The 25,447-nt window shown below is 62.5% G+C and carries 25 protein-coding genes; 11 read left to right on the plus strand and 14 right to left on the minus strand.

The genetic code is table 11. From position 1 onward, the window contains the following. Nucleotides 1-37 precede the first annotated feature (37 nt). Nucleotides 38-1,438, plus strand: a complete 1,401-nt coding sequence (locus R3F72_RS10870; protein ID WP_332779675.1) for an aminotransferase-like domain-containing protein — start codon at nt 38-40, stop codon at nt 1,436-1,438. A gap of 126 nt (nt 1,439-1,564) precedes the next feature. Here the strand turns inward: R3F72_RS10870 and gloA are convergent, their stop codons facing one another. Then, entirely contained in the window at nt 1,565-2,101 is a 537-nt protein-coding gene (gloA, locus tag R3F72_RS10875) for a lactoylglutathione lyase (protein WP_332779633.1), read from the minus strand. A gap of 200 nt (nt 2,102-2,301) precedes the next feature. On the opposite strand from gloA, the gene R3F72_RS10880 reads away from it, so the two are divergent. After that, nucleotides 2,302-2,865: a C40 family peptidase gene (locus R3F72_RS10880; RefSeq protein ID WP_332779634.1), complete on the plus strand. Its 564-nt coding sequence runs from the start codon at nt 2,302-2,304 to the stop codon at nt 2,863-2,865. A 147-nt stretch (nt 2,866-3,012) separates the two neighbouring features. Beyond that, nucleotides 3,013-3,708, plus strand: coding sequence for a peroxiredoxin (locus R3F72_RS10885; protein ID WP_277354956.1), 696 nt, complete (start codon nt 3,013-3,015; stop codon nt 3,706-3,708). A 144-nt stretch (nt 3,709-3,852) separates the two neighbouring features. Here R3F72_RS10885 and R3F72_RS10890 read toward each other — a convergent pair whose 3' ends face one another. Next, nucleotides 3,853-4,713 (minus strand): glycine betaine ABC transporter substrate-binding protein, encoded by an 861-nt coding sequence (locus tag R3F72_RS10890; protein ID WP_332779635.1) that lies wholly within the window; start codon nt 4,711-4,713, stop codon nt 3,853-3,855. Between the two features lie 200 nt (nt 4,714-4,913). Next, nucleotides 4,914-5,120 (minus strand): hypothetical protein, encoded by a 207-nt coding sequence (locus tag R3F72_RS10895; protein WP_087718545.1) that lies wholly within the window; start codon nt 5,118-5,120, stop codon nt 4,914-4,916. 211 nt (nt 5,121-5,331) lie between these two features. On the opposite strand from R3F72_RS10895, the gene R3F72_RS10900 reads away from it, so the two are divergent. Next, complete coding sequence (locus tag R3F72_RS10900; protein ID WP_303853720.1) at nt 5,332-5,886, plus strand: flavin reductase family protein; 555 nt, start codon at nt 5,332-5,334, stop codon at nt 5,884-5,886. Here the strand turns inward: R3F72_RS10900 and R3F72_RS10905 are convergent. The 8 genes from R3F72_RS10905 to R3F72_RS10940 form a co-directional block, all read right to left on the minus strand. Further along, the gene (locus R3F72_RS10905; protein WP_303853722.1) at nt 5,883-7,166 is read right to left on the minus strand and encodes an ArgE/DapE family deacylase; all 1,284 of its coding nucleotides are present in this window, start codon (nt 7,164-7,166) and stop codon (nt 5,883-5,885) included. The genes R3F72_RS10900 and R3F72_RS10905 overlap by 4 nt on opposite strands. An 83-nt stretch (nt 7,167-7,249) precedes the next feature. Beyond that, on the minus strand, nt 7,250-8,269 hold the full coding sequence (locus R3F72_RS10910) for a histone deacetylase family protein (RefSeq protein ID WP_087718550.1): 1,020 nt from the start codon (nt 8,267-8,269) through the stop codon (nt 7,250-7,252). A gap of 209 nt (nt 8,270-8,478) precedes the next feature. Next, complete coding sequence (locus R3F72_RS10915; protein ID WP_332779636.1) at nt 8,479-9,492, minus strand: 2-hydroxyacid dehydrogenase; 1,014 nt, start codon at nt 9,490-9,492, stop codon at nt 8,479-8,481. A 67-nt stretch (nt 9,493-9,559) separates the two neighbouring features. Next, nucleotides 9,560-11,191 (minus strand): ABC transporter ATP-binding protein, encoded by a 1,632-nt coding sequence (locus tag R3F72_RS10920; RefSeq protein WP_087718551.1) that lies wholly within the window; start codon nt 11,189-11,191, stop codon nt 9,560-9,562. A gap of 140 nt (nt 11,192-11,331) precedes the next feature. Further along, the gene (locus R3F72_RS10925) at nt 11,332-12,165 is read right to left on the minus strand and encodes an ABC transporter permease (RefSeq protein ID WP_087718552.1); all 834 of its coding nucleotides are present in this window, start codon (nt 12,163-12,165) and stop codon (nt 11,332-11,334) included. Further along, nucleotides 12,162-13,139: an ABC transporter permease gene (locus tag R3F72_RS10930; protein WP_087718553.1), complete on the minus strand. Its 978-nt coding sequence runs from the start codon at nt 13,137-13,139 to the stop codon at nt 12,162-12,164. The genes R3F72_RS10925 and R3F72_RS10930 overlap by 4 nt, the downstream gene beginning before the upstream one ends. 211 nt (nt 13,140-13,350) lie before the next feature. Then, nucleotides 13,351-14,937: an ABC transporter substrate-binding protein gene (locus R3F72_RS10935; protein WP_332779637.1), complete on the minus strand. Its 1,587-nt coding sequence runs from the start codon at nt 14,935-14,937 to the stop codon at nt 13,351-13,353. A gap of 177 nt (nt 14,938-15,114) precedes the next feature. Next, nucleotides 15,115-15,924, minus strand: a complete 810-nt coding sequence (locus R3F72_RS10940) for a class II aldolase/adducin family protein (RefSeq protein ID WP_442978345.1) — start codon at nt 15,922-15,924, stop codon at nt 15,115-15,117. A 250-nt stretch (nt 15,925-16,174) separates the two neighbouring features. On the opposite strand from R3F72_RS10940, the gene R3F72_RS10945 reads away from it, so the two are divergent. The 6 genes from R3F72_RS10945 to R3F72_RS10970 all read left to right on the plus strand — a co-directional run bounded on the left by R3F72_RS10945 (nt 16,175) and on the right by R3F72_RS10970 (nt 21,555). Next, entirely contained in the window at nt 16,175-16,858 is a 684-nt protein-coding gene (locus R3F72_RS10945) for a GntR family transcriptional regulator (RefSeq protein WP_332779638.1), read from the plus strand. A gap of 90 nt (nt 16,859-16,948) precedes the next feature. Beyond that, nucleotides 16,949-17,545 carry an HAD family hydrolase gene (locus R3F72_RS10950; protein ID WP_332779639.1) on the plus strand — a complete coding sequence of 199 codons (597 nt, stop codon included), beginning with the start codon at nt 16,949-16,951 and terminating at the stop codon, nt 17,543-17,545. Between the two features lie 332 nt (nt 17,546-17,877). Beyond that, nucleotides 17,878-18,813: a metal ABC transporter substrate-binding protein gene (locus tag R3F72_RS10955; protein ID WP_303853727.1), complete on the plus strand. Its 936-nt coding sequence runs from the start codon at nt 17,878-17,880 to the stop codon at nt 18,811-18,813. Beyond that, the gene (locus R3F72_RS10960; RefSeq protein ID WP_332779640.1) at nt 18,810-19,748 is read left to right on the plus strand and encodes a manganese/iron ABC transporter ATP-binding protein; all 939 of its coding nucleotides are present in this window, start codon (nt 18,810-18,812) and stop codon (nt 19,746-19,748) included. The genes R3F72_RS10955 and R3F72_RS10960 overlap by 4 nt, the downstream gene beginning before the upstream one ends. Then, nucleotides 19,748-20,707 carry a metal ABC transporter permease gene (locus R3F72_RS10965; protein ID WP_332779641.1) on the plus strand — a complete coding sequence of 320 codons (960 nt, stop codon included), beginning with the start codon at nt 19,748-19,750 and terminating at the stop codon, nt 20,705-20,707. The genes R3F72_RS10960 and R3F72_RS10965 overlap by 1 nt, the downstream gene beginning before the upstream one ends. Continuing rightward, entirely contained in the window at nt 20,704-21,555 is an 852-nt protein-coding gene (locus R3F72_RS10970) for a metal ABC transporter permease (RefSeq protein WP_087718558.1), read from the plus strand. The genes R3F72_RS10965 and R3F72_RS10970 overlap by 4 nt, the downstream gene beginning before the upstream one ends. A gap of 140 nt (nt 21,556-21,695) precedes the next feature. Here the strand turns inward: R3F72_RS10970 and R3F72_RS10975 are convergent, their stop codons facing one another. Next, nucleotides 21,696-22,145, minus strand: coding sequence for a tautomerase family protein (locus R3F72_RS10975; protein WP_256961159.1), 450 nt, complete (start codon nt 22,143-22,145; stop codon nt 21,696-21,698). Nucleotides 22,146-22,150: 5 nt separating this feature from the next. Beyond that, nucleotides 22,151-23,071, minus strand: a complete 921-nt coding sequence (locus R3F72_RS10980; RefSeq protein WP_332779642.1) for a LysR family transcriptional regulator — start codon at nt 23,069-23,071, stop codon at nt 22,151-22,153. Nucleotides 23,072-23,150: 79 nt separating this feature from the next. Here R3F72_RS10980 and R3F72_RS10985 point away from each other — a divergent pair, with 79 nt between their 5' ends. Next, the gene (locus tag R3F72_RS10985) at nt 23,151-24,077 is read left to right on the plus strand and encodes an SDR family NAD(P)-dependent oxidoreductase (RefSeq protein ID WP_332779643.1); all 927 of its coding nucleotides are present in this window, start codon (nt 23,151-23,153) and stop codon (nt 24,075-24,077) included. Nucleotides 24,078-24,230: 153 nt separating this feature from the next. Here the strand turns inward: R3F72_RS10985 and R3F72_RS10990 are convergent, their stop codons facing one another. After that, nucleotides 24,231-25,331, minus strand: coding sequence for an NADH:flavin oxidoreductase/NADH oxidase (locus R3F72_RS10990; RefSeq protein ID WP_087718561.1), 1,101 nt, complete (start codon nt 25,329-25,331; stop codon nt 24,231-24,233). Nucleotides 25,332-25,447: the final 116 nt, after the last annotated feature.

Raw genomic sequence — 25,447 nt, forward strand, 5'->3', positions numbered from 1 at the left:
AATCCCTTCTACTTTCGATGAGGACAATACTTTGTCAGTGCGTCAAAAACAGACTCTTACCGAACGCGCTATTGAAATCGTTCGCCGTCAGATCGCCAGCGGTTCGTTACACAAAGGAGACCGCTTACCCTCGATTCGAGAATTCATGGCGCTACATCGGATGGCGAAAAATACGGTGCTCAACGCTTATGGCCGGTTGGTGAAGGAGGGGCTGATCGAAAGTCGTCACGGCGCTGGCTTCTTCGTTACCGGCCTGGCGTCTCAACGTATTGATGACAGTGTCCCCCCCCACGAGCTCGACCGGGCCATGGACAATATCTGGCTAATGCGGGAGCAGCTGGTAAGAAATCCCGGTCCTTCACGACTGGGAGAAGGATTTCCGCCAGCGCATTGGCTCAAGGAAATTGCGCTGGAACGACATTACCGGAAAGCTATCAGTGGAGGGTCGCTTTCCGCCATACGCTATGGTTATCACGGCGGTTATCCACCACTGCGAGAACAGTTGGCACAGAAGCTGGCGGATCACGAAATCGATGCGTCTCCAGACAACATTTTGACTACGTCCGGTGTCAATTCAGCCTTGGACCTAATCATTCGCTTTTCGCTGGACCCTGGTGATAGCGTCATGATCGATGACCCGGGCTATTACTTGCTCTTCGGAAAACTCCGATTACGCAATATTAGAATGCTTCCCGTTCCACGTTTGGCCGATGGTCCCGACATGGATGCGGTTTCTCGCTGGGCGACACGGGAAAGGCCGAAGTTATTCTTTACCCAGTCAGTCTCTCATAATCCAACGGGATCCACGACATCTCCATCAACGTCGAAAACCTTGATAGCTCTGGCAAGAAAGCACAACTTCACCATCGTTGAGAACGACGCCCTGGCAGAATTCGGTCCGCCTGAGAGCCGGAGAATAGCGTCGTTGGGCGGATTCAGCCACTGCATCTACGTAGGAAGCTTTTCGAAATCGGTATCCGCAGGTTTACGCTCGGGCTTCATTGCCTGCGATCGCGCGTTGGCCGAAGGCTTGGCAGATCTAAACATGCTCATCAATGCCAGCACTTCGGAAATCTCCGAGCGAACCCTGACATTGATTCTGGAGGAAGGAAGTTTTCGCAGACACGCCCTGCACCTGGCCGAGCATGCCACCCGTGCAGTCAAGCATAGTCTCGCCAAGTTCGATGATATGGGTGCCGAGGTGTTCTGCAGACCAGAAACCAGCCTTTACCTCTGGGCCCGTTTTCCCGGCATCGACGATGCTGACGCCCTTGCCCGTTATATGCTGGAGCAGAACTTCGTCCTGGCTCCCGGTTCGATTTTCTCCGTCGCTCTCCGGAAGCCAGTCGCCTGGTCACGCTTCAATGTCGCTTATGTGGACAACCCTGATTTCCGACAAATGATCGAAAATTATCGTGACCATGGCGGTGAAGCATGACTGTCTTGCTCTTAACCTGGTTCGGTAAATCCTTGGATGGGAAGCAGGACCAGGATCGAGTTCGTCGTTTCCACGTTCAAGAAGTCCCGATCTCCAAGGCTCAAGCGCTTCGCGATACCGCCGCCCTTACGCTCGTCCCAGCCCTTTCGACAGCGAGGGCTGCACGACCTCGATCCAGTAGCCGTCGGGATCCTTGACGAAGATCACGTTCTTCATCTTGCCCTGGTCCGAGCGCTTCTTGAATTCGACCTCGTTGGCATCGAACCACTGCTCCGCCGCCGCGAGATCCGGCACCGAGAAGCAGATATGCCCGAAGCCCTGCGGCTCGGCGTTGCCGTCGTGATACGAAAGCTCGGGATCCTCTTCGCTGCCCCAGTTGTGGGTCAGCTCCAGCACGCCCTTCTGGGAGACGGTATAGGCGGTGCGCTCGCCGTCATCCTCGGGGATCGCGTCGGCGTCATCGACTCGCGCCAGGAAATAGAGCGTGAACTGCATCTCGGGGAAATCGAGCTTGCGCAGCAGGCGCATGCCGAACACCCGCGTGTAGAACGCGAGCGAGGCCCTGGGATCCTTGGCGCGCAACATGGTGTGATTGAACACGAAACCCTGGCTCTCCGCCGTGGCGGGCTGGACACCGGGAACCTGATCTTCGCTGATGGCCATCGGGCCTCCTTCGCTAGCTGATTGGAAACATCGAGTCTTCGTCGGGAACTAGAATCGTCGGAGACTAAATAGGGGCAACGACCACGCGTCACAAGTGAACGAAGGGAGTCCGCGCAGCGTGGCGAGACAGCCCGCGCGTCTTTGCAGGCCGACGGCGCTGTCCTAGACTGGAACCAAACCGGTAGCGAGGACTCAGCGTCATGCAGCGCGGCATCATATCGTCATCCCTTTCCCTGCCTGCGGTGCCGGCTGGCAATCCCGTCACGCTTCCCCGCTCCCTCGTATACCATCTTCTACTAGCTCTGCTTCTACTGGCTCTGCTGTTATTGGCGGGCTGCAGCTCGCAGAAGACCATCGCCACCCGTGACGACGGGCCTGCCATCGATGGCAACAACCTCTCCATCGATCGCATTCTGGTGATGTCGGCGGCCAAGGAGGCGCTCGGCACGCCTTATCGCTGGGGCGGCACCACACACAGTGGCTACGACTGCTCGGGCCTGGTCCAGATGGCCTACGGCAAGATCGGCATTTCGCTGCCACGCACCTCCAACGAGCAGTTCCACGCCCTCGACGAGATCGATGTCGCCCGGCCCGGCGACCTGCTGTTCTTCGGCTCCGGCAATCGCGCGACCCATGTCGGCATCTACATGGGCGATCGCCAGATGATCCATGCTCCCGGTAGCGGCCGCACGGTCAGCGTTTCGTCGCTGGATATTCGCTACTGGCGCCAGCACTACCTGGGGGCGGCCGCGCCAGCGAATTGACCCGAAAGCGACGGCGAAGGGAAAAACGGTCTCGCCCTTGAGATATCGGGCCTTGGCTACCACGTTATAGGTAGGTCATTCACACATCACGAGCGTTGGCATGTCGTTAGTGCTATCGATTGTTTCACGACACTGCTCTCGCCCGTCATGATAAGCACTCGACTCGAGGCTTCGTACAGAAGCCGTCAACGGCAACAGGAGAAAGTCATGGCTTTGCAACTTGGCGATACCGCTCCCGATTTCACCCAGGAAAGCACCGACGGCCCGATCAATTTCCACGAGTGGGCCGGCGACAGTTGGGTCATTCTGTTTTCTCACCCGGCCGATTTCACGCCGGTCTGCACCACCGAGCTGGGGGAAGTCTCGCGCCTCAAGCCGGAATTCGAGCGTCGCAACACCAAGGCGATCGGCCTTTCCGTCGACCCGCTCGACGATCACACCCGCTGGGTCGGCGACATCGAGGAAACCCAGGGCTGCGGGCTCAACTTCCCGCTGCTGGCCGACGCCGACCGCTCGGTGAGCGAGGCCTACGGCATGATTCACCCCAACGCCAGCGGTACCAATACCGTGCGCTCGGTGTTCATCATCGACCCGGCCAGGAAGGTGCGCCTGACGATCACCTATCCGCCCAGCACCGGCCGCAACTTCGCAGAGATCCTGCGCGTGCTGGACAGCCTGCAACTGACCGACAGCCACAAGGTCGCCACGCCGGTCAACTGGCAGGACGGTGACGACGTAATCATCGTGCCTTCGATCGACAACGAAAAGGCCAAGGAACTCTTCCCCAACGGCTGGGACGAGAAGAAGCCTTACCTGCGCGTCACCAAGCAGCCGAATAAGTGACCGCGACGGCATCGCATCAGTGATGCAATCGATGCCGTGCAGCAACGACGACGCCCGCATTCCTTGAGAGGAATGCGGGCGTTTTTGATAGCTACGTGGTGTTTGGTGGCACGAAGGCGAGGTGGCACGAAGGTGAGCCGGCGCTCAACCGTTGTCGTCCGCCGCCAGCCAGCCCTCGACCAGTTCCCGATTGTCATCGATCCACTGCGCAGCGCCTTCGTCGGCGTCGCCGGCGTTCTCGATTGCCAGCATCAGCGTGGAGAGCTGTTCCGGCGTCATGTGCCAGGCATCCAGCATCTTCGCGACCTGCGGCTCGTCGTCGGCGAAACCGCTGCGCGAGACCCATTTGATCTGCTGGTTGGATGCAAAGATCCCGGCCGGATCATCGAGGATCTTCAAGTCCCACTCGGCGAAAGCCCAGTGCGGTTGCCATAGCGTAACGGCGATCGGCGCCTGCTCATCGATTGCCGAGCGCAGTTGCGTCAGCATTGCCGACTCGCTGCTGCCGAGCTGACGATAGCTTGGCATGTAGTGCTCGATCGCTGCATCGGTTTCATCCGAGATGGTCGCGCCGGGGCCGATGCCAAAGATGGTCGGCTGGCCCTGGTAGGTGAAATCCTCCTCGCGCTCGGCCAGATCGGCGACGCTTTCGATTCCCTCGACGTAGCTCGGCACGACAAGCGTATCGCGCGCATTGTCGTACCAAGTTTCGTGGAGCTCGACGTCTTGCGAGTAGCGATCGACATAGGTCTGATCGCTGGGAATCCATACCTCAAGGAACAGATCGATATCCCCACTGGCCAGACCGCCGAAGAGAAGCGGCTTGGAGATTTCGCTGAGCTCGACGTCGATGTTTTTCTCTGCCAGCAATTGCTGCCACATGTTGGACACGGCCACATTCTCGGCCCAGTTGTTGGTACCGATGGTGACGCTATCCGCCGCAGCGACCTGGGCGGCCGCACTACAGAAGACAGCGCCGATCAGGGCGATTTTGATGGGTTGCATGGAAATCCTGTCATTGGCGTCGGGGGCGTCGTCACCGTAGGCAGAACGCGATTGCCACGGCTGCTTTCATAATAGCCGACGTGGGTGGTCGCGCGATGTCGAACCTCATCACTAACGGCATAAAAACAACAACGACATAAAAAACGAACCCGGCCTGAGCGGCCGGGTTCGTGGATATCGATGTGTCGAGATCGCGTGCGTCAGCAGCGCGTGCACTGCTTCAGCGTTTTGGCATCATCGCACTCGCGGTGTGGCGTTTGTCGCGACACTCTCGGCGAGGGACGCAAAGGGTGAAGCAACGCATTCGAGCGGATCAGCGTCATCAGCATGGCGCGCACCACGTGCGCGAGCACGTAGACAACCACTGCCATAACGATCAACGCCTTGATGCGCCCTGAAATCTTCACGCTGCTTCTCCTTGAGTCGGGTGTGCCTGTCGTCCGGGGGGATGGCAGCTAGGATAGAACCACACAACTGTGACGAAAAATTGAAGGCGTCGATAACCGGTATACGAGCCATCGATGCCAGTAGTCTCAGATGTCAGTAATCACAGATGCCAGTGATCATCGATGCCGTGATCTATGCTGGAATCATCGTATCGGCAGAAGGGCACCACTCTTGAGACCAAACAGGACCGATTTTCCGCTGGATCAATGCCGCTGCCATCTGGAGACCGGCCCGATCGTGCTGGTCGGCTCCCACTGGCGTGGCGAACGCAACCTGATGGTGATGGGCTGGCACATGATGCTCGGCTTCTCGCCGGCCCACTTCGGTTGTCTGATCACCGCGGGAAACTACAGCCACCGCCTGGTGCGGGAAAGCCGCGAATGCACCATCAACGTGCCGACGCTGGAGCTCGCCGATGCCGTGGTAGGCGTGGGCAACAGCGATGGCGATGAACTCGACAAGTTCGACGCCTTCGGGCTGACGCCGGCTTCAGGCGAGATCGTCTCCGCACCGCTGGTCGACGAGTGCTATGCCAGCTTCGAGTGCCGGCTGGTCGACGACAGCCAGATCGACCGTCACGAGCTGTTCATCTGGGAGATCGTCAAGGCACACGTCGACACCTCGATCGAGCTGCCCCGGACGCTTCACTACCGTGGCCACGGCCGGTTCATGGTCGCCGGCGACGAGATCGATCGATCACAGGATTTCCGGGTGCAGAATCTCTAGGCGGTCTCCTCGATCCCGCACCAGTCGGCCACGAACAGCGCGATGGTCTTGGTCACCAGCCGCAGCGATTCGATGTGCACGCGCTCGTCGAAACCGTGAATATCCCGGGATTTCGGGCCATACACCAGCGTCGGCATGTCACCGTAGATGGTGAACACGCGGGCATCCAGATAGCCCGGCGTGGTGAACGTTTTCAGCTCCTCGCGGAACGCGATCTCGTGACAGGCGCGTAGCGTCTGCTCGGCATCGGAGCCCTCTTCCAGCACGTAGCCTTCGGCGTAGAAACCAGTGTAGGTGACCTTGGGGGCCTCGCCGCCCAGACGTGCGTCGTTGCGAGCCGCGCGTTCCAGCGTCTCCTCGACCGCGCGCCGGGCTTCGTCCGCGCTGGTGCCGGGATAGATGGCGATACGCATGTCGAACTCGCACCACGGCGGCACCGTGGAGGGCCAGTCGCCGCCCTGGATCTGGCCGACGTTGAAGTTGATGGGGTGCTCGAGATCCTCGAAATGCGGATGTTCGGCCTTCTCCGCGTTCCACTGCGCTTCCAGCGTTCGCAACGCTTCGATCGCGGCGTAGGCGGCGTCGATGGCGTTGAAACCACTGGTCATTTCCCGCGTATGGGAGGGCCGCCCGGCGACTCTCACCTTGAACCAGAGCACGCCCACATTGGCGCGCACCAGCATGTTCTCCTCGGGCTCGGGAATGATCACCGCATCCGCCCGATAGCCGCGCAGCAGTGCCGCCAGCGCGCCGTTGCCGGTGCACTCCTCTTCCACGACGGACTGGAAGTAGATCGGCGCCTGGGGCACGAATCCCGCCGCGCGCACGGCGTCGAAGGCGAACAGATTGGCAACCAGCCCGGCTTTCATGTCGGCCGAGCCGCGCCCGTACATCCAGCCGTCGAGGATCGCCGGCTCCCAGGGCGAACGGCTCCACATCTCGCGCGGGCCGGTCGGCACCACGTCGATATGGCCGTTGAGAATCAGGGAGCGCCCCGTCTGGCGTTCGGGGCGATAGGTGCCCACCACGTTGAAGGCGTTCTCGTAGGAAATCGTGACCGGACCGAACCCTTCGTGATGGTGGATGTCTTCGACATCGATCTTCCAGCGATCCATGGCAAAATCGCGCTCGGCCATGGCGTCGTGGAGAAAGTCCTGCGCGGTATGCTCCTGCCCGCGCAATGACGGAAATTCGACCAGCCGTTGGGTGAACTGCAACTGCGCGTCGAACAGGGCATCCACCGAATCGACGATGCGGCTTACCTGACTTTCGCTCAACATGGATTGGCTCTCTCGAATGGTGGGAGACGGCGATCGAACCTGTCGCGCCGTCAGCCGGATCGCTGGAAAAACGTCGCCGAGCTTCAGCGACCCGATAGCCCCTCGAAGAAGCTCACCGCATTGGCTTCGAGCCCTTCCAGGTAGTAACCGCCCTCCTGCACGATCAGCGTCGGCAGGTCGAGACCGGCGATGGCGCGACCGAGCTTGCCGAAGCCCGGCGTGGTAACGGCCACCTTGGCCTGCGGGTCCTTCTCGTGGATATCGAAGCCCAGCGCCAGCACCAGCGCATCCGGCTCGAACAGGCGGATGACCTGACAGGCCTCTTCCAGACGCTCGAAGAACACCGACTCCGGCGAACCGTGCGGCATCGGCAGGTTGAGGTTGTAGCCGAGCCCGGCGCCACGCCCGCGCTCGTCCTCGAAGCCGGTGACCGCCGGGTAGAAGTTGGTAGTATCGCCATGAATCGAGATGTACATCACGTCATCGCGCTCGTAGAAGATCTCCTGCACGCCCTGGCCGTGGTGCATGTCGGTGTCGAGCACAACGACGCGCGGATAGCGTGACGTGAGATGCTGCGCCGCGATGGCGGCATTGTTGAGAAAGCAGAAGCCGCCGGCGGAGTCGATGCCCGAGTGATGACCCGGCGGGCGCGACAGCGTGTAGGCGAAGCGCTCGCCCGCCAGCAGCGTTTCGGCGCCGGCCACCGCGCTCTGCGCCGCCCAGTAGGCGGCCTGCCAGGTGTGCTTGCCCACCGGCGCGCTGCCATCCGCCAGATAGCGCGCGGCCTCGGCGAGAATCCCGCGTAGCGCATTGGGCGAGCGCACGAAGATGTTGGAGATCACCTCCTCGCCCCAGTCTTCGTCCAGCGCATGCCAGCGCCGATAGGCGCTCTCGAGAAAGCGCAGATAGAGCAGCGAATGCACCGCCCGCAGCGGCGCGACCCCGTGGTCCGCCGGCGCCTGGATCTCGAAGCCGAGCCGCCTGGCCGCCGCCAGCAGATGTTCGGCCCGGTCGGGGACTTCCTGAGGCTTGCGCATCTTGCCGCGCGAGAAATAGGTCTGCGGCTGATGACGCAGCTGATCGTCGTGAAAGAATGTCTTCATCGATGTTGTCCTTGTTTTTCCGCCATCCGTTTCCAGGTGCTGTCTGAAAAGTCGACGAGCGAAGGCCAGGCAAGGCAAAAATCGGCGAAAGCGGACCGGGCTGGCGCTCCAGTTTACAGGGTGTAAATGAGCATTTTGACCGGGCTGGCGCTCCAGCCGATTTTTAACGCCGCATGGGCGAGCGCAGTACTTTTCAGACAGTGCCTAGTTCAATAACCCGCGTGGCGATCCACGACGCTTATCGGCAGCTGGCCGCCATCCAGCCGCGCCATCGCCTCGGCAACTTCCTGAGCCACCTGGGTCGGTGTCGAATCGCAGGCATCGTGCGGGGTCACGACGATCCTGTCGTGGTGCCAGAAGACGTGGTCGGTGGGCAACGGCTCGATGGCGAAGACATCCAGCGACGCCGCCGAAAGCTGACCGCTATCGAGCGCGGCGAGCAGGTCGGCCTCGATCAGATGTTCGCCACGGCCGACATGGATCAATACCGCGCCCGAAGGCAGTCGCGAGAACAGCTCGGCATTCAGAATGCCACGGGTCTCAGCGGTCAACGGCAGCAGGTTGATCAGGATATCGCTGCGCGCGACGAGTCGTTCGAGACCGTCGGTGCCGCTGAATCCCTCGACGCCGGCCGGCAGGTTACGACCGCTACGGGAATGGATCGCGACATCGTAATCCAGCGCCATGAGCGCCCGCGCCACCGCGCCGCCCATCTTGCCCGCCCCCAGCAGACCGATGCGGACATCGCTGGCATCGCGCTTGGGCAACCGCTGCCAATGTCGCTGACGCTGATTGGCCAGATAGTCGCCGAAGCGGCGGTGGTGCCACAGCACGTGCCAGGTCACGAAACCCGCCATCATCTGAGCCTGGGAGTCGCCCGCGATGCGCATGAGGGGGACATCGCTGGGCAGACTCGCGCTGGCCAGAATGCCGTTGACGCCCGCCGCGATCGACGAGACCAGACGCAGGTTGGGATAGGGTCGGAAATCCTCGGCGCCCGGATCCCAGGCCAATGCGAAGGTGATCGCCTCGGGATCGGCGACATCCTGGGGCAATGCCAGACGAAACTGCGGCGTCACCTGCTCGAACGCCGCGATGTATTCGGTCATGATCTCCGGAGAGCCCAGCAATACGCCCAGCACTATGCCCTGACTCTGCGTAACTTCGTGCGTTTCGAGCGCGCCGGTAGAAGCGCTAGAGCGCTCGGTATCCATCGTCTTCATTCTCGATCCTTTATCCTGATCTCTTGCCCTCGATCTCTTTTCCTTGATCCAGGAGTCGTTCGGCGACTTAAACGGCAGCGGCCCTGGCCGGCTCGGCGTGATGCGCGCGTCCGGGAATCGCTGCCAGCAGCTCGCGGGTGTAGGCGTGCTGCGGTGACAGGAAGATTTCCGTGGCACTGCCATGCTCGACGATCCTGCCCTTCTGCATCACGATCAACCGGTCGCAGATCTGGGCAGCGACGCGCAGATCGTGAGTAATGAACAGCAGCGACAGCTCGAACTCCTTCTTCAACGTGTCGAGCAGCTTCAGCACCTGGGCCTGGATCGAAACGTCCAGCGCCGAGACGGCTTCGTCGGCCACGATCAATTCGGGGTTGAGAGCGAGCGCCCGGGCGATGCCGATACGCTGGCGCTGGCCGCCAGAAAATTCATGCGGATACCGCTCGGCGGCGCTGGCGTCGAGCCCCACCGTTGCCAGCAGCTCGCGTGCCTGCTTCATCGCCTCGGCCTTGGCCACGCCGTTGGCGATGGGGCCCTGGGCGATCGCCATGCCGACGCGAATGCGCGGGTTGAGCGAGGCGTAAGGGTCCTGAAACACCATCTGGATACGACGGCGGTGCTCACGCAGCTCGCGCCCTTCCAGCGCGCGCAGGTCGACATCGTTGAGCCGGATCTCGCCGCTGTCGGGCGTATTCAGACCCACGATGCAGCGTCCCAGGGTCGACTTGCCCGAGCCCGATTCACCGACGACACCCAGCGTCTCGCCCTTGTCCACGGTGAAATCGATGCCCTCGAGCGCCACCACCTCGCGCTTGGGCTGGAACCAACCGCCGCTGGACCGGTAGACCTTGTCGAGCCCCTTCACCGACAGCAGCGGCTTGGCCTGGGCCTCGTCCCGGCTCGGCGGCACGGCGTCGCCGGGTATCGCCTCGATCAAGGCGCGGGTGTATTCGTGCTGCGGGTTGTCGAGTACCTCGCTAGCGCTGCCCATCTCGACGATCCTGCCTTCGCGCATGACGCAGACACGATCGGCGATCTCGGCCACCACGCCGAAGTCGTGGGTAATGAACATGACCGCCATGCCATGACGCTGCTGGAGATCCTTCACCAGATGCAGAATCTGCGCCTGGGTGGTGACGTCCAGTGCCGTGGTGGGCTCGTCGGCGATCAGCAGCTCCGGCTCGAGCGCCAGCGCCATGGCGATCATCACCCGCTGACGCTGGCCGCCGGAAAGCTCGAACGGATAGGCGCGCAGCGCGGCTTCAGGGTCGGGCAGACGCACCTCCTCGAGCAGCGCCAGCGCTTTCTCCTTGCGCGTTCTGGGCGTCAGCAGCCCGTGCGCCTCGAACACCTCGGCGATCTGCTCGCCGACCCGCATCAGCGGGTTGAGCGCGGTCATCGGCTCCTGGAAGATCATGCCGATGCGCCGGCCACGCAGGGCGCGATGGCTGATCTCGTCCATCGCCAGCAGGTCCTGGCCGTCGAACAGCGCCCGCCCCCGGGAAGCATGCACGCCGGTCGGGAGCAGCCCCATGACGGCATTCGCGGTCATCGACTTGCCGGAACCAGACTCGCCGACGACGCAGAGGATCTCGCCGGCGCTCAGATCGTAGCTGACGTTATCGACGGCGTAGAGCCGATCGGCGCCATCCGGCAGCGTCAGCGCCAGACGGTCGATACGTAGTAATGGCTCACTCATGATCGACTCCAGGGGACAGGGCATTCATCCGCGAACGGCTTCGAAAACGCGGTGCGCGCGCCGCAGGAGAAGCGGCATGACGGGCTGTCGGCGTCAGCGCGACGCCGTGAAAAAGTCGTGCAGTCATGGGTTGCCGTTCCTTAACGTTGCCGCGCCAGTTGAGGGTTCAACGCATCGTCCAGCCCTTCGCCGACCAGATTGAGCGCGAGCACGGTCAGCAGGATCGCCACGCCCGGAATCACCGACAGCCACCATGCCTGACGCATCACCGTGCGCGCGGCGCCAATCATGTAACCCCAGGACATGGTGTCCGGATCGCCCAGGCCGAGAAACGACAGCGACGACTCGAGCAGAATCGCCGTCGCCACCATCAGCGACGCCAACACGATCACCGGTGACAGCGTGTTGGGCAGGATCTGCTTGATGATGATGTCGCGATGGGTCTGGCCGACCAGTCTGGCCGCTTCGACGTATTCGCGATGCTTGATCGACAGGAACTCGCCGCGCACCAGACGCGCCACCGGCGGCCAGCTGACGATGGCGATCGCCAGCACGATCGAGACGGTACTCGGCTCCATGATCGCCACCAGCACGATCGCCAGGGCGAAATTGGGAATGGTCTGGAAGAACTCGGTGAAGCGCATCAGCGCATCGTCGATCTTGCCGCCAAAGTAGCCCGCCAGCGCCCCCAGCGGCACGCCGATGGCAAGCGCCACCACGGTGGAAATCAGCCCGATCAGCAGCGACACCCAGGCGCCGTGGGCGAGCCCGGCGGCGACGTCGCGCCCCATGACATCGGTGCCGAGCCAGAACCCGGAGACTTCACCGGGCGCCAGGAACGGCCGCTGCACCATGCGCCATGGCGAGTCGGGATAGAGGAACGGCGCCAGCAGGGCCAGCAGTACCACCAGCCCCAGAATTACCAGCCCCCCCAAGGCACCACGATTCTGGGCGAAGCGTTTGAAGAAACTCATGCGGCCTCCTTGATGCGTGGATCGGCGAGTCGATAGATCACGTCGGTCAGCATGTTGAACAGGATCACCAGCAGCGCGCAGAAGAAGAAAATCCCGAGCAGCAGGTTGTAGTCACGCTGCATCAGCGCTTCGTACATCAGCCGGCCGATGCCGGGCCAGGCGAAGACGGTCTCGGTGAGTACCGCACCGCCCACCATCTGCCCGGCCTGCAGACCGGCCAGAGTGATGATCGGCAGCAGCGCGTTGCGCAGAATATGGCGACGCTGGATGATGCCGGGCGCCAGCCCCTTGGCACGGGCCGTCTTGACGAAATCCTGCTGCGAGACGCTGAGCATCGAGGTGCGCGTCATGCGGGTGTAGACCGCCATGAAGAACAGCCCCAGCGTCAGCGCCGGCAGGATCAGGTGCACCGCGACGTCACCGGCATGGACCAGCCCGGTATAGCCGGCGCCCACCGTCGAGTAGCCATAGGCCGGCAGCCAGTCGAGCGCTACCGAGAACACCAGTACCGCCATCATCGCCACCCAGTAGAGCGGCGTGGCGTAGAACAGCAGCGACAGTCCCATGATGATCGACCCCGAGGGCCGTTTGGCACGCATCGCCGCCAGCGTGCCGGCCAGGATGCCCAGCGACAGCGAGATCACGAAGGCCGCACCGGTCAGCAGCAGCGTCGCCGGCAACCGGTCCAGAATCAGATCGAGCACCGGCATCTGCTGGCGGTAGGAGTAGCCGAAGTCGAGCTGCAGCACGCCGCTCATGTAGCGCCACAGCTGCACCGGCAGCGGCTGGTCGAGACCGAAGCGCTCGCGCAGATCGTCCAGGAACTGCTGATCGGTGGCGCCGGCCTCGCCGGCCATGACCGCGGCCGGGTCGCCGGGTGCAGCGTGAATCAGGAAGAAATTGAACACCAGGATCGCCAGCAGCACGATGACCGCCTTGATGATGCGACCCAGGATCAGAGAGACATAAGGCATGAATACCACTCCGCAGCGGGACACCGGCAGCCCACGAACCACCGGTGCCGTTCTTACCTATCGCTTAAGGAAGCGCTGAATAAATCGCCGAGCATGATGGAGCGCAAGGCGCCCGGAACGGAGAAGGCGAGACATAACTTGGAGTTAGGCGAGCCTTGACCGGGCTGGCGCACCAGTACCGCGTAACGATGCGATCCGCATGCGCAGGCATTTAGTCATTGCTTCCCGACTGCTCGATCCAGGCGTTCTTGAAGCCGTCGTTGAGGCCGATCCCCGTGGTGATCAGATCATGCACGTTGCAGCGATAGATGGTCGGCTGGGCCAGCTCCATGATCCACGCCAGCGGCACGTCGTCGTGCAGGATCTGCTGCACTTCGTCGTACATCGCCTGACGTTTTTCCGGATCGTTCTCCACCGCCGCGTTGGCGAATAGTTCGTCGACCTTCGGGTTCGCGTAGCCCTCGACGTTGTTCCAGGGCGACCCCTTGGCGATGTTGCTGGAAATGTAGGTGCGCGCGATGCCCAGTGACGGATCGCCATACTGGAAGAGATAGGTAAAGGCGATGTCGTAGTCCCAGTCGCTGATCTTCTGGTTCCAGCCTGCCACGTCGGAAGATTCGGTCTCGACGTTGATGCCCACGTCCTCGAGATTCTGACGCACGGCCTCGCCCCAGCGGGTCCAGGTTTCGCCGTAGGGCAATGGCAGCAGGCGCACCGGCTCGCCGTCGTAGCCCATCTCGTCGAGCAGTTCCTCGGCCTTGTCCGGATCGTAGGGATAGGGTTCGAGATCATCGTCGTGCGAGGCCAGCGTCGAGTTGAACGGGCCGCTCGGCACCTTGCCCAGGCCGTTCCACAACACGTTCCTGGCGAATTCCCGATCGAGGGCGTACATCACCGCCTGGCGGAAGCGCTTGTCGGCGGTCGGCCCCTCGCGGTTGTTGAGCCACAGCATGGCGAACGGGTTGAAATATTCGTTCCCCGATTCCGTCATGCAGCTGCCTTCCATCTCGGCAAGGCGCGGGATGTCGAAGTTCTCCACCGAACCCGCCGGCATGATATTGAGCGTGCCGTTCTCATAGGCTGCCGCGCGGGACGCCGCATCCGGAATCACGTGCCAGTAGATCTTGTCGAGATAGGGCTTGCCGGCTTCGTAGTAGTCCGGGTTCTTGTCCAGCTCGATCACCGAGCCGCGATCCCACTTGGCGAATTCGAACGGGCCGGTGCCGATCGGATGGTTGTTGGCCGGGTTGTTGTAGAAATCGGTGCCTTCGTAGATGTGCTTGGGCACCATCGGCAGCGTGCCGACCTCGAAGGCCTGGATGAAGGCCGGGAACGGCTGCTTGAGGGTAAAGACGACGGTGTTGTCATCCGGGGCCTCGATGCTCTTCACATGGTCGAGGATCGCTCGGGTGCGGGGGTTGGTCTCGCGCAGGAAGACATCGGCGGAGAACACGACGTCGGCGGACGTGAAGGCCTCGCCGTCGTGCCACTTCACGTCCGGATGGAGGTGGAAAGTGTAGGTCAGGCCGTCATCGCTGATCTCCCACGACTCCGCCAGTTGCGGCATCGGCTCGAGATCGGTGTCGTAGCGCAGAAGGCCTTCGAAGATGTTGCCGGCGACACGCTGGGTGGGCGCGTTCTGTACCAGCGGCAGCATCAAGCCCGGCGGCTCCGGCTGGATGGCGACATTGGCGACGCCGCCGGCTTGCGGGGTTTCCTGCGCCGAGGCTGGCGCAGCCAGAGTCACCAACAAGGCGGCCGCCGTCAGACGGCCGGTCACGGACGATAGCAGGGTCATGGCAGGTCTCTTGTGTTATTGGATTTGTAGAATCTTCAACCGCTGGCAGAGCGACGATCGGCGTCACCGCTGTGCTCGATAACCATAGTGACTGACGGCAGCGCGCGAAGGTCAGGCCGGGGCGCGTAGCCAAGCGAAAGTCGGCGAAACGGACCGGGCTGGTGTTCCACTCGATTTTTAACGCTGCATGCCCGAGCGCTTTCTTGTCTCCAATTCGGGGCAGCCCTCGAAATCGGGCTGAATGCGCTTCAACAGGCGCAGGTACGCCTCCCACTCCGGATCGTGATCGACCACGCCGTGATCCGCATCCCACTGCTCGTACTGCCGGGCGGTATGCTCGGCCAGGGCGGGGTCGACCCGGCGGATCTCCATGCCGCTGCCCATCAGGGCGAGCTGCGCCTGGCAACTGCGCTCCAGGTTGTACATGCGCCGGAATGCTTCCCCCACCGTGCGCCCGCACACCAGCATGCCGTGGTTGCGCAGCACCATGATCGGCTTGTCGCCGAGATCGGCCACCAGGCGTTCTCGCTCGGCCAGATCCAGCGCAATGCCCTCGTAGTCGTGATAGGCGGTGCGGCCGTGAAACTCCATCGACCACTGGTTCAATGGCAGCAGGCCCTCTTCCAGACAGGAGACCGCGACGCCGGCCACCGAATGCGTGTGCAACACACAGTGCACGTCCGGTCGCGCCTCGTGGATCGCGCTGTGGATGGTGAAGCCGGCCTTGTTGATGCCTGCGCTTTCCGGATCGTCGATCACGTTGCCCTCGAGATCGATGGTGACCAGATTGGCCGCGGTGACTTCCTCGAAGCGATAGCCGTACGGGTTGATCAGGAAGTGCTCCTTGCCAGCCTCGGCCCGCGCGGAAATATGCGTGTAGATGCTGTCATCCAGGCCGAAGTGGGCAATCAGCCGGTAGGCAGCCGCCAGGTCACGGCGCGCATCGGATTGCGCTGCGCGCGTCGGGGCATCGGTGGTCATGTCCATCGTCGGTCTTCTCCGGGAGCTCGGTGTTCTTGTTGCCGTGGCGATATGTCCGTGGCGGTGTGAATGCCGGGCGCCTTGAGAGCATTCGACGGCACCTGTCATGGCGACAAGAACCAGCGTTGCGCTCATCACCACCAGCTTGACCCTAACCTATCAGGCAATCTCCAAACTGTCGACACTCGACAGTCGACCCGAAGAGCGATTTAGGCGATAGTGCAACGGTCGGTAACCGCCAGCCAATCGAGATGACATGACGACGACCACGCGGGGATTTGCCACCATCCAGCAGCGCGATCTGGTCAATCAGATCGCCGACATGCTGACGGAGGCCTTGTTGAAGGGAGACTTCTCGCCGGGCGCGCATCTGGCCGAAGCGCAGCTGGCGCGAGACTTCGGCGTCAGCCGGGCGCCGGTTCGCGAGGCGGCCCGCCTGCTCGAGAGCCGCGGCATGCTGGTGTCGCAGCCGCGACGCGGCTTCTTCGTGCGCACCTTCAACGCCGTGGAGCTCGATGACGTCTACGACCTGCGCCTGTGCCTCGAGCGTCACGCCATTCGCCTGCTTGCCGGCAAGCTGACCACGGAGATGGAAACGGCGCTCAACGCCCAGCTCGAGACCATGCGCCGGGTCGCCCGGGAAGGCACCGCCGTGCAGCAGATCGAGGAAGACGTCGCCTTTCATCGCATGCTGTGCGAGTTCAGTGGCAACCAACGGCTGGTGCGGGTGTTCGACGAGCTGTGCCACGAGATGCGCTTCTGCATCCTGCTGATCGGCCAGCTCTACGATGACGCCCTGCGCGTCGCCGATACCCACGAGCCGATCATCGAAGCGCTGCGCACGCGGGATCCCGACGCCTGTGAAGCCGCGCTCGACTATCACATCGGCATTGCCCAGCAGCGGGTCGGAGAGATGTTTCGGCAGCGGGAGGGGCTCTGATCAAGCGATCGTCAATCTGGCATCCGGGTCTGGCATTGGCTGCTTGGGCAGGTAGGATGAAGCCTTCTCTCGATCTGGGTTCCCCATCCCATGCCTTCCGCCAAACTCAAGACACTGACCCACTGGGTCTTCGACATGGATGGCACGCTGACCGTCGGCGTGCATGACTTTCCGGCGATCCGGCGCACGCTGGAGATTCCGGATGGCGCCGATATTCTGCATCATCTGGAGACGCTGCCCGCCGCCGAGCACGACGCCAAGCACGCCTGGCTGCTCGAGCACGAACGGGAACTCGCCATGCGTTCCACCGCCGCGACCGGCGCGGTCGAACTGGTTCAGGCGCTCTGCGAGCGCGGCTGCCGCCTCGGCATTCTGACCCGCAACGCCAAGGAGCTGGCGCACATCACGCTGAAAGCGATCGGCCTGGGCGACTGTTTTGCCGCCGACGAGGTGCTCGGTCGCGACGAGGCGCCGCCCAAGCCGCACGCCGGCGGGCTCGATCATTTCATCCGCCGCTGGCAAGTGGCGCCCTCGCAGGTCGTGATGGTGGGCGACAGCCGGCTGGATCTCGAATGTGGTCGGGCCGCCGGTACCCGCACGATTCTGGTCAACGTGGCGGAGAACCGCTGGCCGGCACTCGCCGATTGGCATCATCAGGATTGCCGGCAGCTGCTGGCGCAGCTCTGAACTTCGATTCTTGCGGGGCGTGCGTTACCCAGCGCGCGCTTCTATGTTTTACCGGCTCTTCCTTTACCGGCTCCGTGCCGGCTTGATGACTTTCCCGCCCCGCTCCTTGTCTCGCCTCGTTCTTCTTTTTGCGTCTGTCCTTTGCGTTTGTCGCCGTTGCTCGACTTCACAGCCGAATCAACCGGTGCTATAAATCGAAACCAAAGGAATACTGTTTAACCAGGGTATAAAAAGCAATCGCGCTAACGGTTCGCTATCGAAGCAACGGGAATAGCGGACGATTCCGAATCCGCGGCTCTGCCGCCGTTTCCCTGTCGATCGAGGAAAGTCATATGCCGAGGCTGATGCACCGCCGCTGGATGCTCCTGGCGACCGCCGCGCTGGTTTTGCTGTCGATGTCCGCCAGCGCGCAGGACACCGGGAAAGACGTGAGCCAGGACAAGTTCAAGGCCGTGACCACCTTCACGGTGATCGCGGACATGGCGCAGAACGTGGCCGGGGACGCGGCCATCGTCGAGTCGATCACGCGGCCGGGCGCCGAGATCCACAATTACGCGCCGACGCCGCGCGACATCCTCCGCGCCCAGGATGCGGACATGATCCTGTGGAACGGGCTCGATCTGGAGCGCTGGTTCGAACGCTTCTTCCGCAATCTCAGCGATGTCCCGAGCGTCGTCGTGTCTGATGGCATCGAGCCGATCGGCATCGCCGAGGGCCCCTACGATGGCAAGCCCAACCCGCATGCGTGGATGTCGCCGACGAGCGCGTTGATCTACGTCGACAACATCCGCGATGCGTTCGTCGAGCACGACCCCGCCAATGCCGAGATCTACCGCAACAACGCCGAGCGTTACAAGCACGAGATCGAAGCCGCCTTCGCGCCCATCCGCGAGTCGCTGGCGCGGATCCCGGAGCAGGATCGCTGGCTGGTGACGAGCGAAGGCGCGTTCTCCTACCTGGCGCGGGATTTCGGCCTGAAAGAGCGCTATCTGTGGCCGATCAACGCCGATCAGCAAGGCACGCCACAGCAGGTTCGCGAAGTCATCGATGTGATCCGCGCCAACGACATTCCGGCGATCTTCAGCGAGAGCACGGTTTCCGACAAACCGGCGCAGCAGGTCGCCCGCGAGACCGGCATCCGTTATGGCGGCGTGCTCTACGTCGACTCGCTCAGCGAACCCGACGGCCCGGTGCCGACCTATATCGACCTGCTGCGCGTCACTTCGGAGGCGATCGTGAAAGGCCTGACCCGAGGGGCTTCATCATGACGATTCATGCAGACACGACCACGGCCGAGGCCAAACCCACCGGCCCCGAGCAGACGTCCATCGATCGTGAAGAGGCCGGCGCCGGCATCCGCGTCGTCGATGCCGCCGTGACCTACCGCAACGGTCATACCGCGCTGCGCGATACCAGCTTCGAGATCCCCACTGGCACGATCACCGCGCTGGTGGGCGTGAACGGTTCCGGCAAGTCGACGCTGTTCAAGGCGATCATGGGCTTCGTGCGCCTGGCTCGGGGCGAGATACGCGTGCTGGGCCTGTCAGCGCGTGAAGCGCTCAAGCGCAACCTGATCGCCTACGTGCCGCAGTCGGAAGAGGTCGACTGGAACTTCCCGGTGCTGGTCGAAGACGTGGTGATGATGGGCCGCTACGGCCACATGGGGATGCTGCGGATTCCCGGGCGGGCCGACCACGAGGCGGTCGCCACCGCGCTGGAACGCGTCAACATGAGCGAGTTCCGCCAGCGCCAGATCGGCGAGCTCTCCGGCGGCCAGAAGAAGCGCGTCTTCCTGGCCCGCGCGCTGGCCCAGGATAGCCGGGTGATCCTGCTCGACGAGCCGTTCACCGGCGTCGATGTCCAGACCGAGGATCAGATCATTCAGCTGCTGCGCGAGCTGCGCGCCGAGGGCCGCGTGATGCTGGTCTCGACCCACAATCTCGGCTCGGTGCCGGAGTTCTGCGACCGGACGGTGATGATCAAGGGCACGGTACTCGCCTACGGCCCCACCGACGAGATCTTCACCCAGCGCAACCTGGAACGCGCCTTCGGCGGCGTGCTACGCCATTTCGTGCTCGATCAATCCCAGCCGGCCGGCGCGTCACCCCACGCCGTGGGCGTGTTCACCGACGACGAGCGACCGCTGGTGCTGCAGAACGGCATCGCCGCGCGGCGCCAAGGCGGCGAGGGAGTCCCCCGCTGATGGAAGCCCTGCTCATGCCTTCCGGCCTGCTGCTGGAGCCCTTCGGCCAGCTAGTCGAGCCCTTCGGCTACGGCTACATGCGCAACGCGATGTGGGTGTCGGCGCTGGTCGGCGGCGTCTGCGCGTTTCTCTCCTGCTACCTGATGCTCAAGGGCTGGTCGCTGATCGGCGATGCGCTGTCGCATTCGATCGTGCCCGGCGTTGCCGGCGCCTACATGCTGGGCCTGCCGTTTTCGCTCGGCGCCTTCCTTGCCGGCGGGCTCGCCTCGGCGGCGATGCTGTTTCTCAATCAGCGCAGCAAGCTGAAAGAGGACGTCATCATCGGGCTGATCTTCTCCTCGTTCTTCGGCCTGGGGCTGTTCATGGTCTCGCTGTCGCCGACCTCGGTGAACATCCAGACCATCGTGCTCGGCAACATCCTGGCGATCACGCCCGCCGACACGCTGCAACTGGTGGCGATCGGCGTGGCGTCGCTGGTCATCCTGCTGGCCAAGTGGAAGGATCTGATGGTGACGTTCTTCGACGAGAGCCACGCCCGCTCGATCGGGCTCAACCCCACCGCGCTCAAGATCCTGTTCTTCACCCTGCTGGCGGCATCGACCGTCGCGGCCCTGCAGACGGTAGGCGCCTTTCTGGTGATCTGCATGGTCATCACCCCGGGAGCCACGGCCTACCTGCTGAGCGACCGCTTCCCGCGACTGCTGGTCATCGCGGTGGCGATCGGCACGCTGACCAGCTTCGTTGGCGCCTACGCCAGCTATTTTCTCGACGGCGCCACCGGCGGCATCATCGTCGTACTGCAGACGTTTATCTTCCTGATCGCGTTCGCCTTCGCGCCCAAGCACGGCATGCTGGCGGCAAGACGCCGTGCCGCAGCGTCGCTGGCACGTGAGCCAGCGCGCCAACCGCCATCGCCTCTATCAGAATCGCAAGAGCCCGACAGGGAGCCGCGCCCATGAGCTGGCTCGATACGCTGCTGATGCCGTTCCAGTTCGGCTTCATGGTCAACGCCATGATCATCGCCGTGCTGGTCACCGTGCCGATGGCCCTGCTCTCCTGCTTTTTGGTGCTCAAGGGCTGGTCGCTGATGGGGGATGCCATCTCCCATGCCGTCTTCCCGGGCGTGGTGATTGCCTATCTCGTCGGCATTCCCTACGCCATCGGCGCCTTCATCGCCGGCATGTTCTGCGCCGTCACGACCGGCTTCCTCGAGGAGAACAGCCGGATCAAGCAGGACACGGTGATGGGCATCGTCTACGCCGGCATGTTCGGTGTCGGCCTGGTGCTCTACGTCAAGATCCAGACGACGGTGCATCTCGACCACATCCTGTTCGGCGACATCCTCGGGGTCGCCTGGCGCGATATTGGGGAATCGGCGCTGATCGCCCTGATCACCGTCGGTATCATCGGCCTGAAGTGGAAAGACTTCCTGCTCCACGCCTTCGACCCGACCCAGGCCCGGGCGGTGGGCCTGCGAACCCGGGCACTGCACTACGGCCTGCTCTGCCTGATCTCGCTGACCATCGTCGGCGCCTTGAAAGCGGCGGGCATCATCCTGGCCATTGCACTGCTGATCGCGCCCGGCGCCATCGCCTTCCTGCTGGCCTGTCGCTTCGCCACCATGCTGCTGCTCTCGGTGACACTGTCCGCCATCATCGCCTTTCTCGGTGTCTACCTCTCGTTCTTCATCGACAGCGCGCCGGCGCCGACCATCGTGCTGCTGTTCTCGATCGTCTTCGGCATCGCCTTCGTCGTTTCCAGCCGGCGTACGGCGAGAAGGGAGGCGAACGCGGCCGGAGGCTCATGATCGCTTGCTGGCAAATAGCGTCCATTCACGACGACAGCCATGTACCAGACAAGTTACCCCGACATGGCTGCAACCTGAAAAGCCGCTGTGAAAAACAGCGGCACAATGGATCTTTTTGATATTTAAAGCAGAGAGAATGGCTAACTGTGCTTTTTAAGCGTTTCGGAAAAGAGCTCCCCGGAGATAGCCCAGTCATCCATTTTTACATCATTGAAAATGACGTAGACATACTGCGGGTCGACGTTGCCATGCTGAACGATTGCATCGGTCACGGCTTTGGCAATCGCGGCCTTTCCTTCATCACGCCCTTCGAACATCTGGATATTTACGACAGGCATAGCATTCTCTCCAATGGCAAAATCAATGGTCAAACTCAGGGTGAGTAGGACCTTAGACGTGAAGAGGTTTTTGATAAAGGCATTGCTGGGCGACTCAGAGTAGAACGAAACACTACAATCGATTGGCGGGCCTGAACGAGTGCCTTTGCGATCAACATTACCGCTTGTGAAACAAACCGAGCAGACTTCTCTTGGTATTATCAAAACTGGACTTACCGATACATAACCACGCCATGCCGAGCCCAGGATCACGAAGCTCAATCAAACGCATTGGATTGCGCCATCGAGAACAGCTCGTCTATCACGAAGCGAACACCCGGCAATAGATATCGTGAGCGCGGCCATATAATGTTCAATTCGATGGGGGCAGGTTCCAGTTCTGGAAGAATTTTGATCAGCTGCCCCCGGTCGATCTTGGGGCGCAATAGTGGTTCAGGAAACTGAATGATACCTGCGCCCGCAACGCAGGCGTCGACCATGGCATCGCCGTCGCTTATCTGATGAAAAGGGGTAGGCTTGAACCTGATGTCACGTCCGTTGATATCTTTTACCAGCCAGCTTAGCGGCGCCCCTTTCCGCCACGCCATGATCAACCTGTGTGAGTCCAACGCTTCCAGGGTTTCTGGGATGCCATGCTTCTCCAGGTATTCCGGAGCGGCACAGATCGCCAGCCTCTGATGGTTGAGTCTTTTGGCAACCAGGTCGGTACTATCTTTCACGATGCCGTAACGGATAGCCAGGTCGAAGCCGGCATCAACAGGATCGATGATCTGGTCGTTGAATGTGATCGTCAGCTTCAGTTGAGGGTGGTGTTCAGCCATCTGCAGCAGAACGGGCATCAGGATCGAACGTCCGAAAAATGCCGGCACATCGATTCGAACGATACCGGCGGGTTCAATCGCCTTCGAATGCAACGCCCTTTCCGCGTCTCGAAGGGTTTCCAGGGCAGTCAAACAACTCGCCAGATAGGCCTCCCCCTCCGTCGTTAAACTGTTTTTCCGCGTGGTTCGGTGAAAAAGCTGCGCCCCCAACCTCTGCTCCAGCTGGGTAATACTCTTTCCGATAGCCGACTTCGTGATGCCCAGCCGCTCTGCAGCTTCTGTAAAGCTTTGGCTATCTGCCGCGGTGACGAAATGCACGATACCGCGGAAAGAGTCGGGAGAAGGTAGGTCTTGCATCTATGAGCTCTCTGCAGGATGGCGAGCGCCGCCTGTCCGCGGCACTCGACGACACCATCATGGCAGGAGGCTCGCACGCATGACAGCCCCTCACGACGACACCCTGCTCGAACGCCGCCGACGCCTGCTCGGCGCCTCCTATCGGCTGTTCTACGACGAGCCGTTCCATCCGGTACGCGGGCTCTTCGATCGCCATGGCGCGCGCTGGCGGCTTCGCTCGCGGGATGGGCAACGCCCCGCTAGGCTGACTGGGAAGTCGGCGGCCTGCTACTCGGCCCGCCACCTTCCGTCTCAACTCGAGGAACCAGAGATGCCCAACGACGCCCCCGTGGTCATGGTCAGCGGTGCCAATCGTGGCATCGGTGCCGCCATCGCCGAGACCCTTCACGCCGCCGGCTGGCGCGTCAGCCTCGGTTGTCGGACCGAGCCCGCAGAACGTCCGGAGCGCAATGACTGGCTGGTCTGCCACTACGATGCGCTGGATTCGCAGAGCGCCCGGTCCTGGGTCGAGGAGACGGTACGCGTGTTCGGCGGCATCGATGCGCTGGTCAACAACGCCGGCATTCTCAGCCGCGCCTCGGTGCTGGAAGCGGACAGCGACGAATTCGACCGGGTCATGGCGGTCAACGCCAAGGCGCCGATGCTGCTGACGCAGCAGGCCTGGCCCCACCTCGTCGCCGCCGAACGCGGCAAGGTGGTGTCGATCGTGTCACTCTCGGGCAAGCGGGTGCGCTCGGCGGGGTCGGGGCTCTACGCCATGAGCAAGTTCGCGGCACAGGCGTTCGTCCACGGCCTGCGTCACTGCAGTGCGGAGACGCGTGTGCGCGCCACCGCGATCTGCCCCGGTTTCGTCGCCACCGACATGGCCGCTGGCGCCGATATCGATGCCGAGGAGGTCACCCAGCCCGAGGATGTCGCACGCATCGTTCGCCTGCTGCTGGAACTGCCACCATCGGCCAGCATCGCCGAAGTGCCGGTCAACTGGCGGATCGAGGACACGGTCTAGCGTTCGAGAGCGGAAAGCATTGAACGGTGAGGCGGACCGAGAGAAAGGGCGCCAAACAACATCGCATCCGAATACATCACGCCCCGTATCGCAGCAGCGATACGGGGCGTGGTCGATGCGATCAGCGCGGCGCTCGAAGGCGTTGTTACCGGCTCATTCGAACAGCTGCTTGAGCGTATGCGGCTGGCTGCGCAGATACTGCTTCGGCGCGTGGACGCTGGCGCCGAGCCTGGCGGCGGCGTGCCACGGCCAGCGCGGATCGTAGAGCATGCCGCGTGCCAGGGCGACGGCGTCCGCCTCGCCGCTGAACACGATACCTTCGGCCTGCTCCGGCTCGGTAATCAATCCCACCGCGATCACCGGCATGGCGACTTCCTGCTTCATGCGGCGCGCGAACGGTACCTGATAGCTGGGGCCGACATCGAGCGCCTGGCGCGGATCGAGACCACCGCCGGAGCAATCGATGAAGCTGCAGCCACGGGCATCGAGCGCACGAGCCAGTACGACACTCTCCTCCAGATCCCAGCCGCCTTCGACCCAGTCGCTGCCGGAGATGCGAATGCCCACCGGCTTCTCGCTCGGGAAGACCTCGCGAACGGCATCGAAGATCTCGAGAATCAACCGCATGCGGTTTTCGAGGCTGCCGCCGTACTGGTCGTCTCGCTGGTTGGAGATCGGCGACAGGAACTCGTGCAGCAGATAGCCGTGGGCGGCGTGCAGCTCGATCAGTTCGAAGCCGAGACGGTCGGCGCGCCTGGCCGCGGCAACGAAGTCTGCCTTGAGCCGTTCGATGTCGTCGAGGCTCATCGCCTGCGGCGGACGCTGATCGTCCTGATACGCAACCCCGGACGGTGCCACGGTCTGCCAGCCGCCCTCCTCGAGCCCCAGTTGCGCACCGCCTTCCCACGGTGCCTGGCAGGAGGCCTTGCGGCCGGCGTGGCCGAGCTGGATGCCGATCGGCATCGGCGAGTGGGCACGCACGGACTCGAGCATGCGCGCCATCGCCTGTTCATTGTCGTCCGAATAGAGCCCCACGTCGCCCGGCGTGATCCGCCCTTCCGCCGCGACCGCCGACGCCTCAATCACCAGCAGCCCGGCGCCGGAGAGCGCCAGGTTTCCGAGGTGAATGGTATGCCAGCCGGTCATGTTGCCATGCGTATCGGCGGAGTACTGACACATTGGCGAAATGATGATGCGATTGGAAAGTTCCAGCTCGCCGAGCGTAAGCGGCGTGAAAAGCTTGGGGGATGCCATGAACGCGTTCCTGAGATGAATGATGGCAAAAATGTAGCTGGCTAATAATTGTTTGGCAATGCCTCCCCCAGCCGGCAGCCGCGAGAAGATGTCCCGCAGATTCGAGCGGGACCGGC

This window comes from Salinicola sp. 4072, from assembly GCF_036663415.1.
Lineage (GTDB): Bacteria > Pseudomonadota > Gammaproteobacteria > Pseudomonadales > Halomonadaceae > Salinicola > Salinicola salarius_A.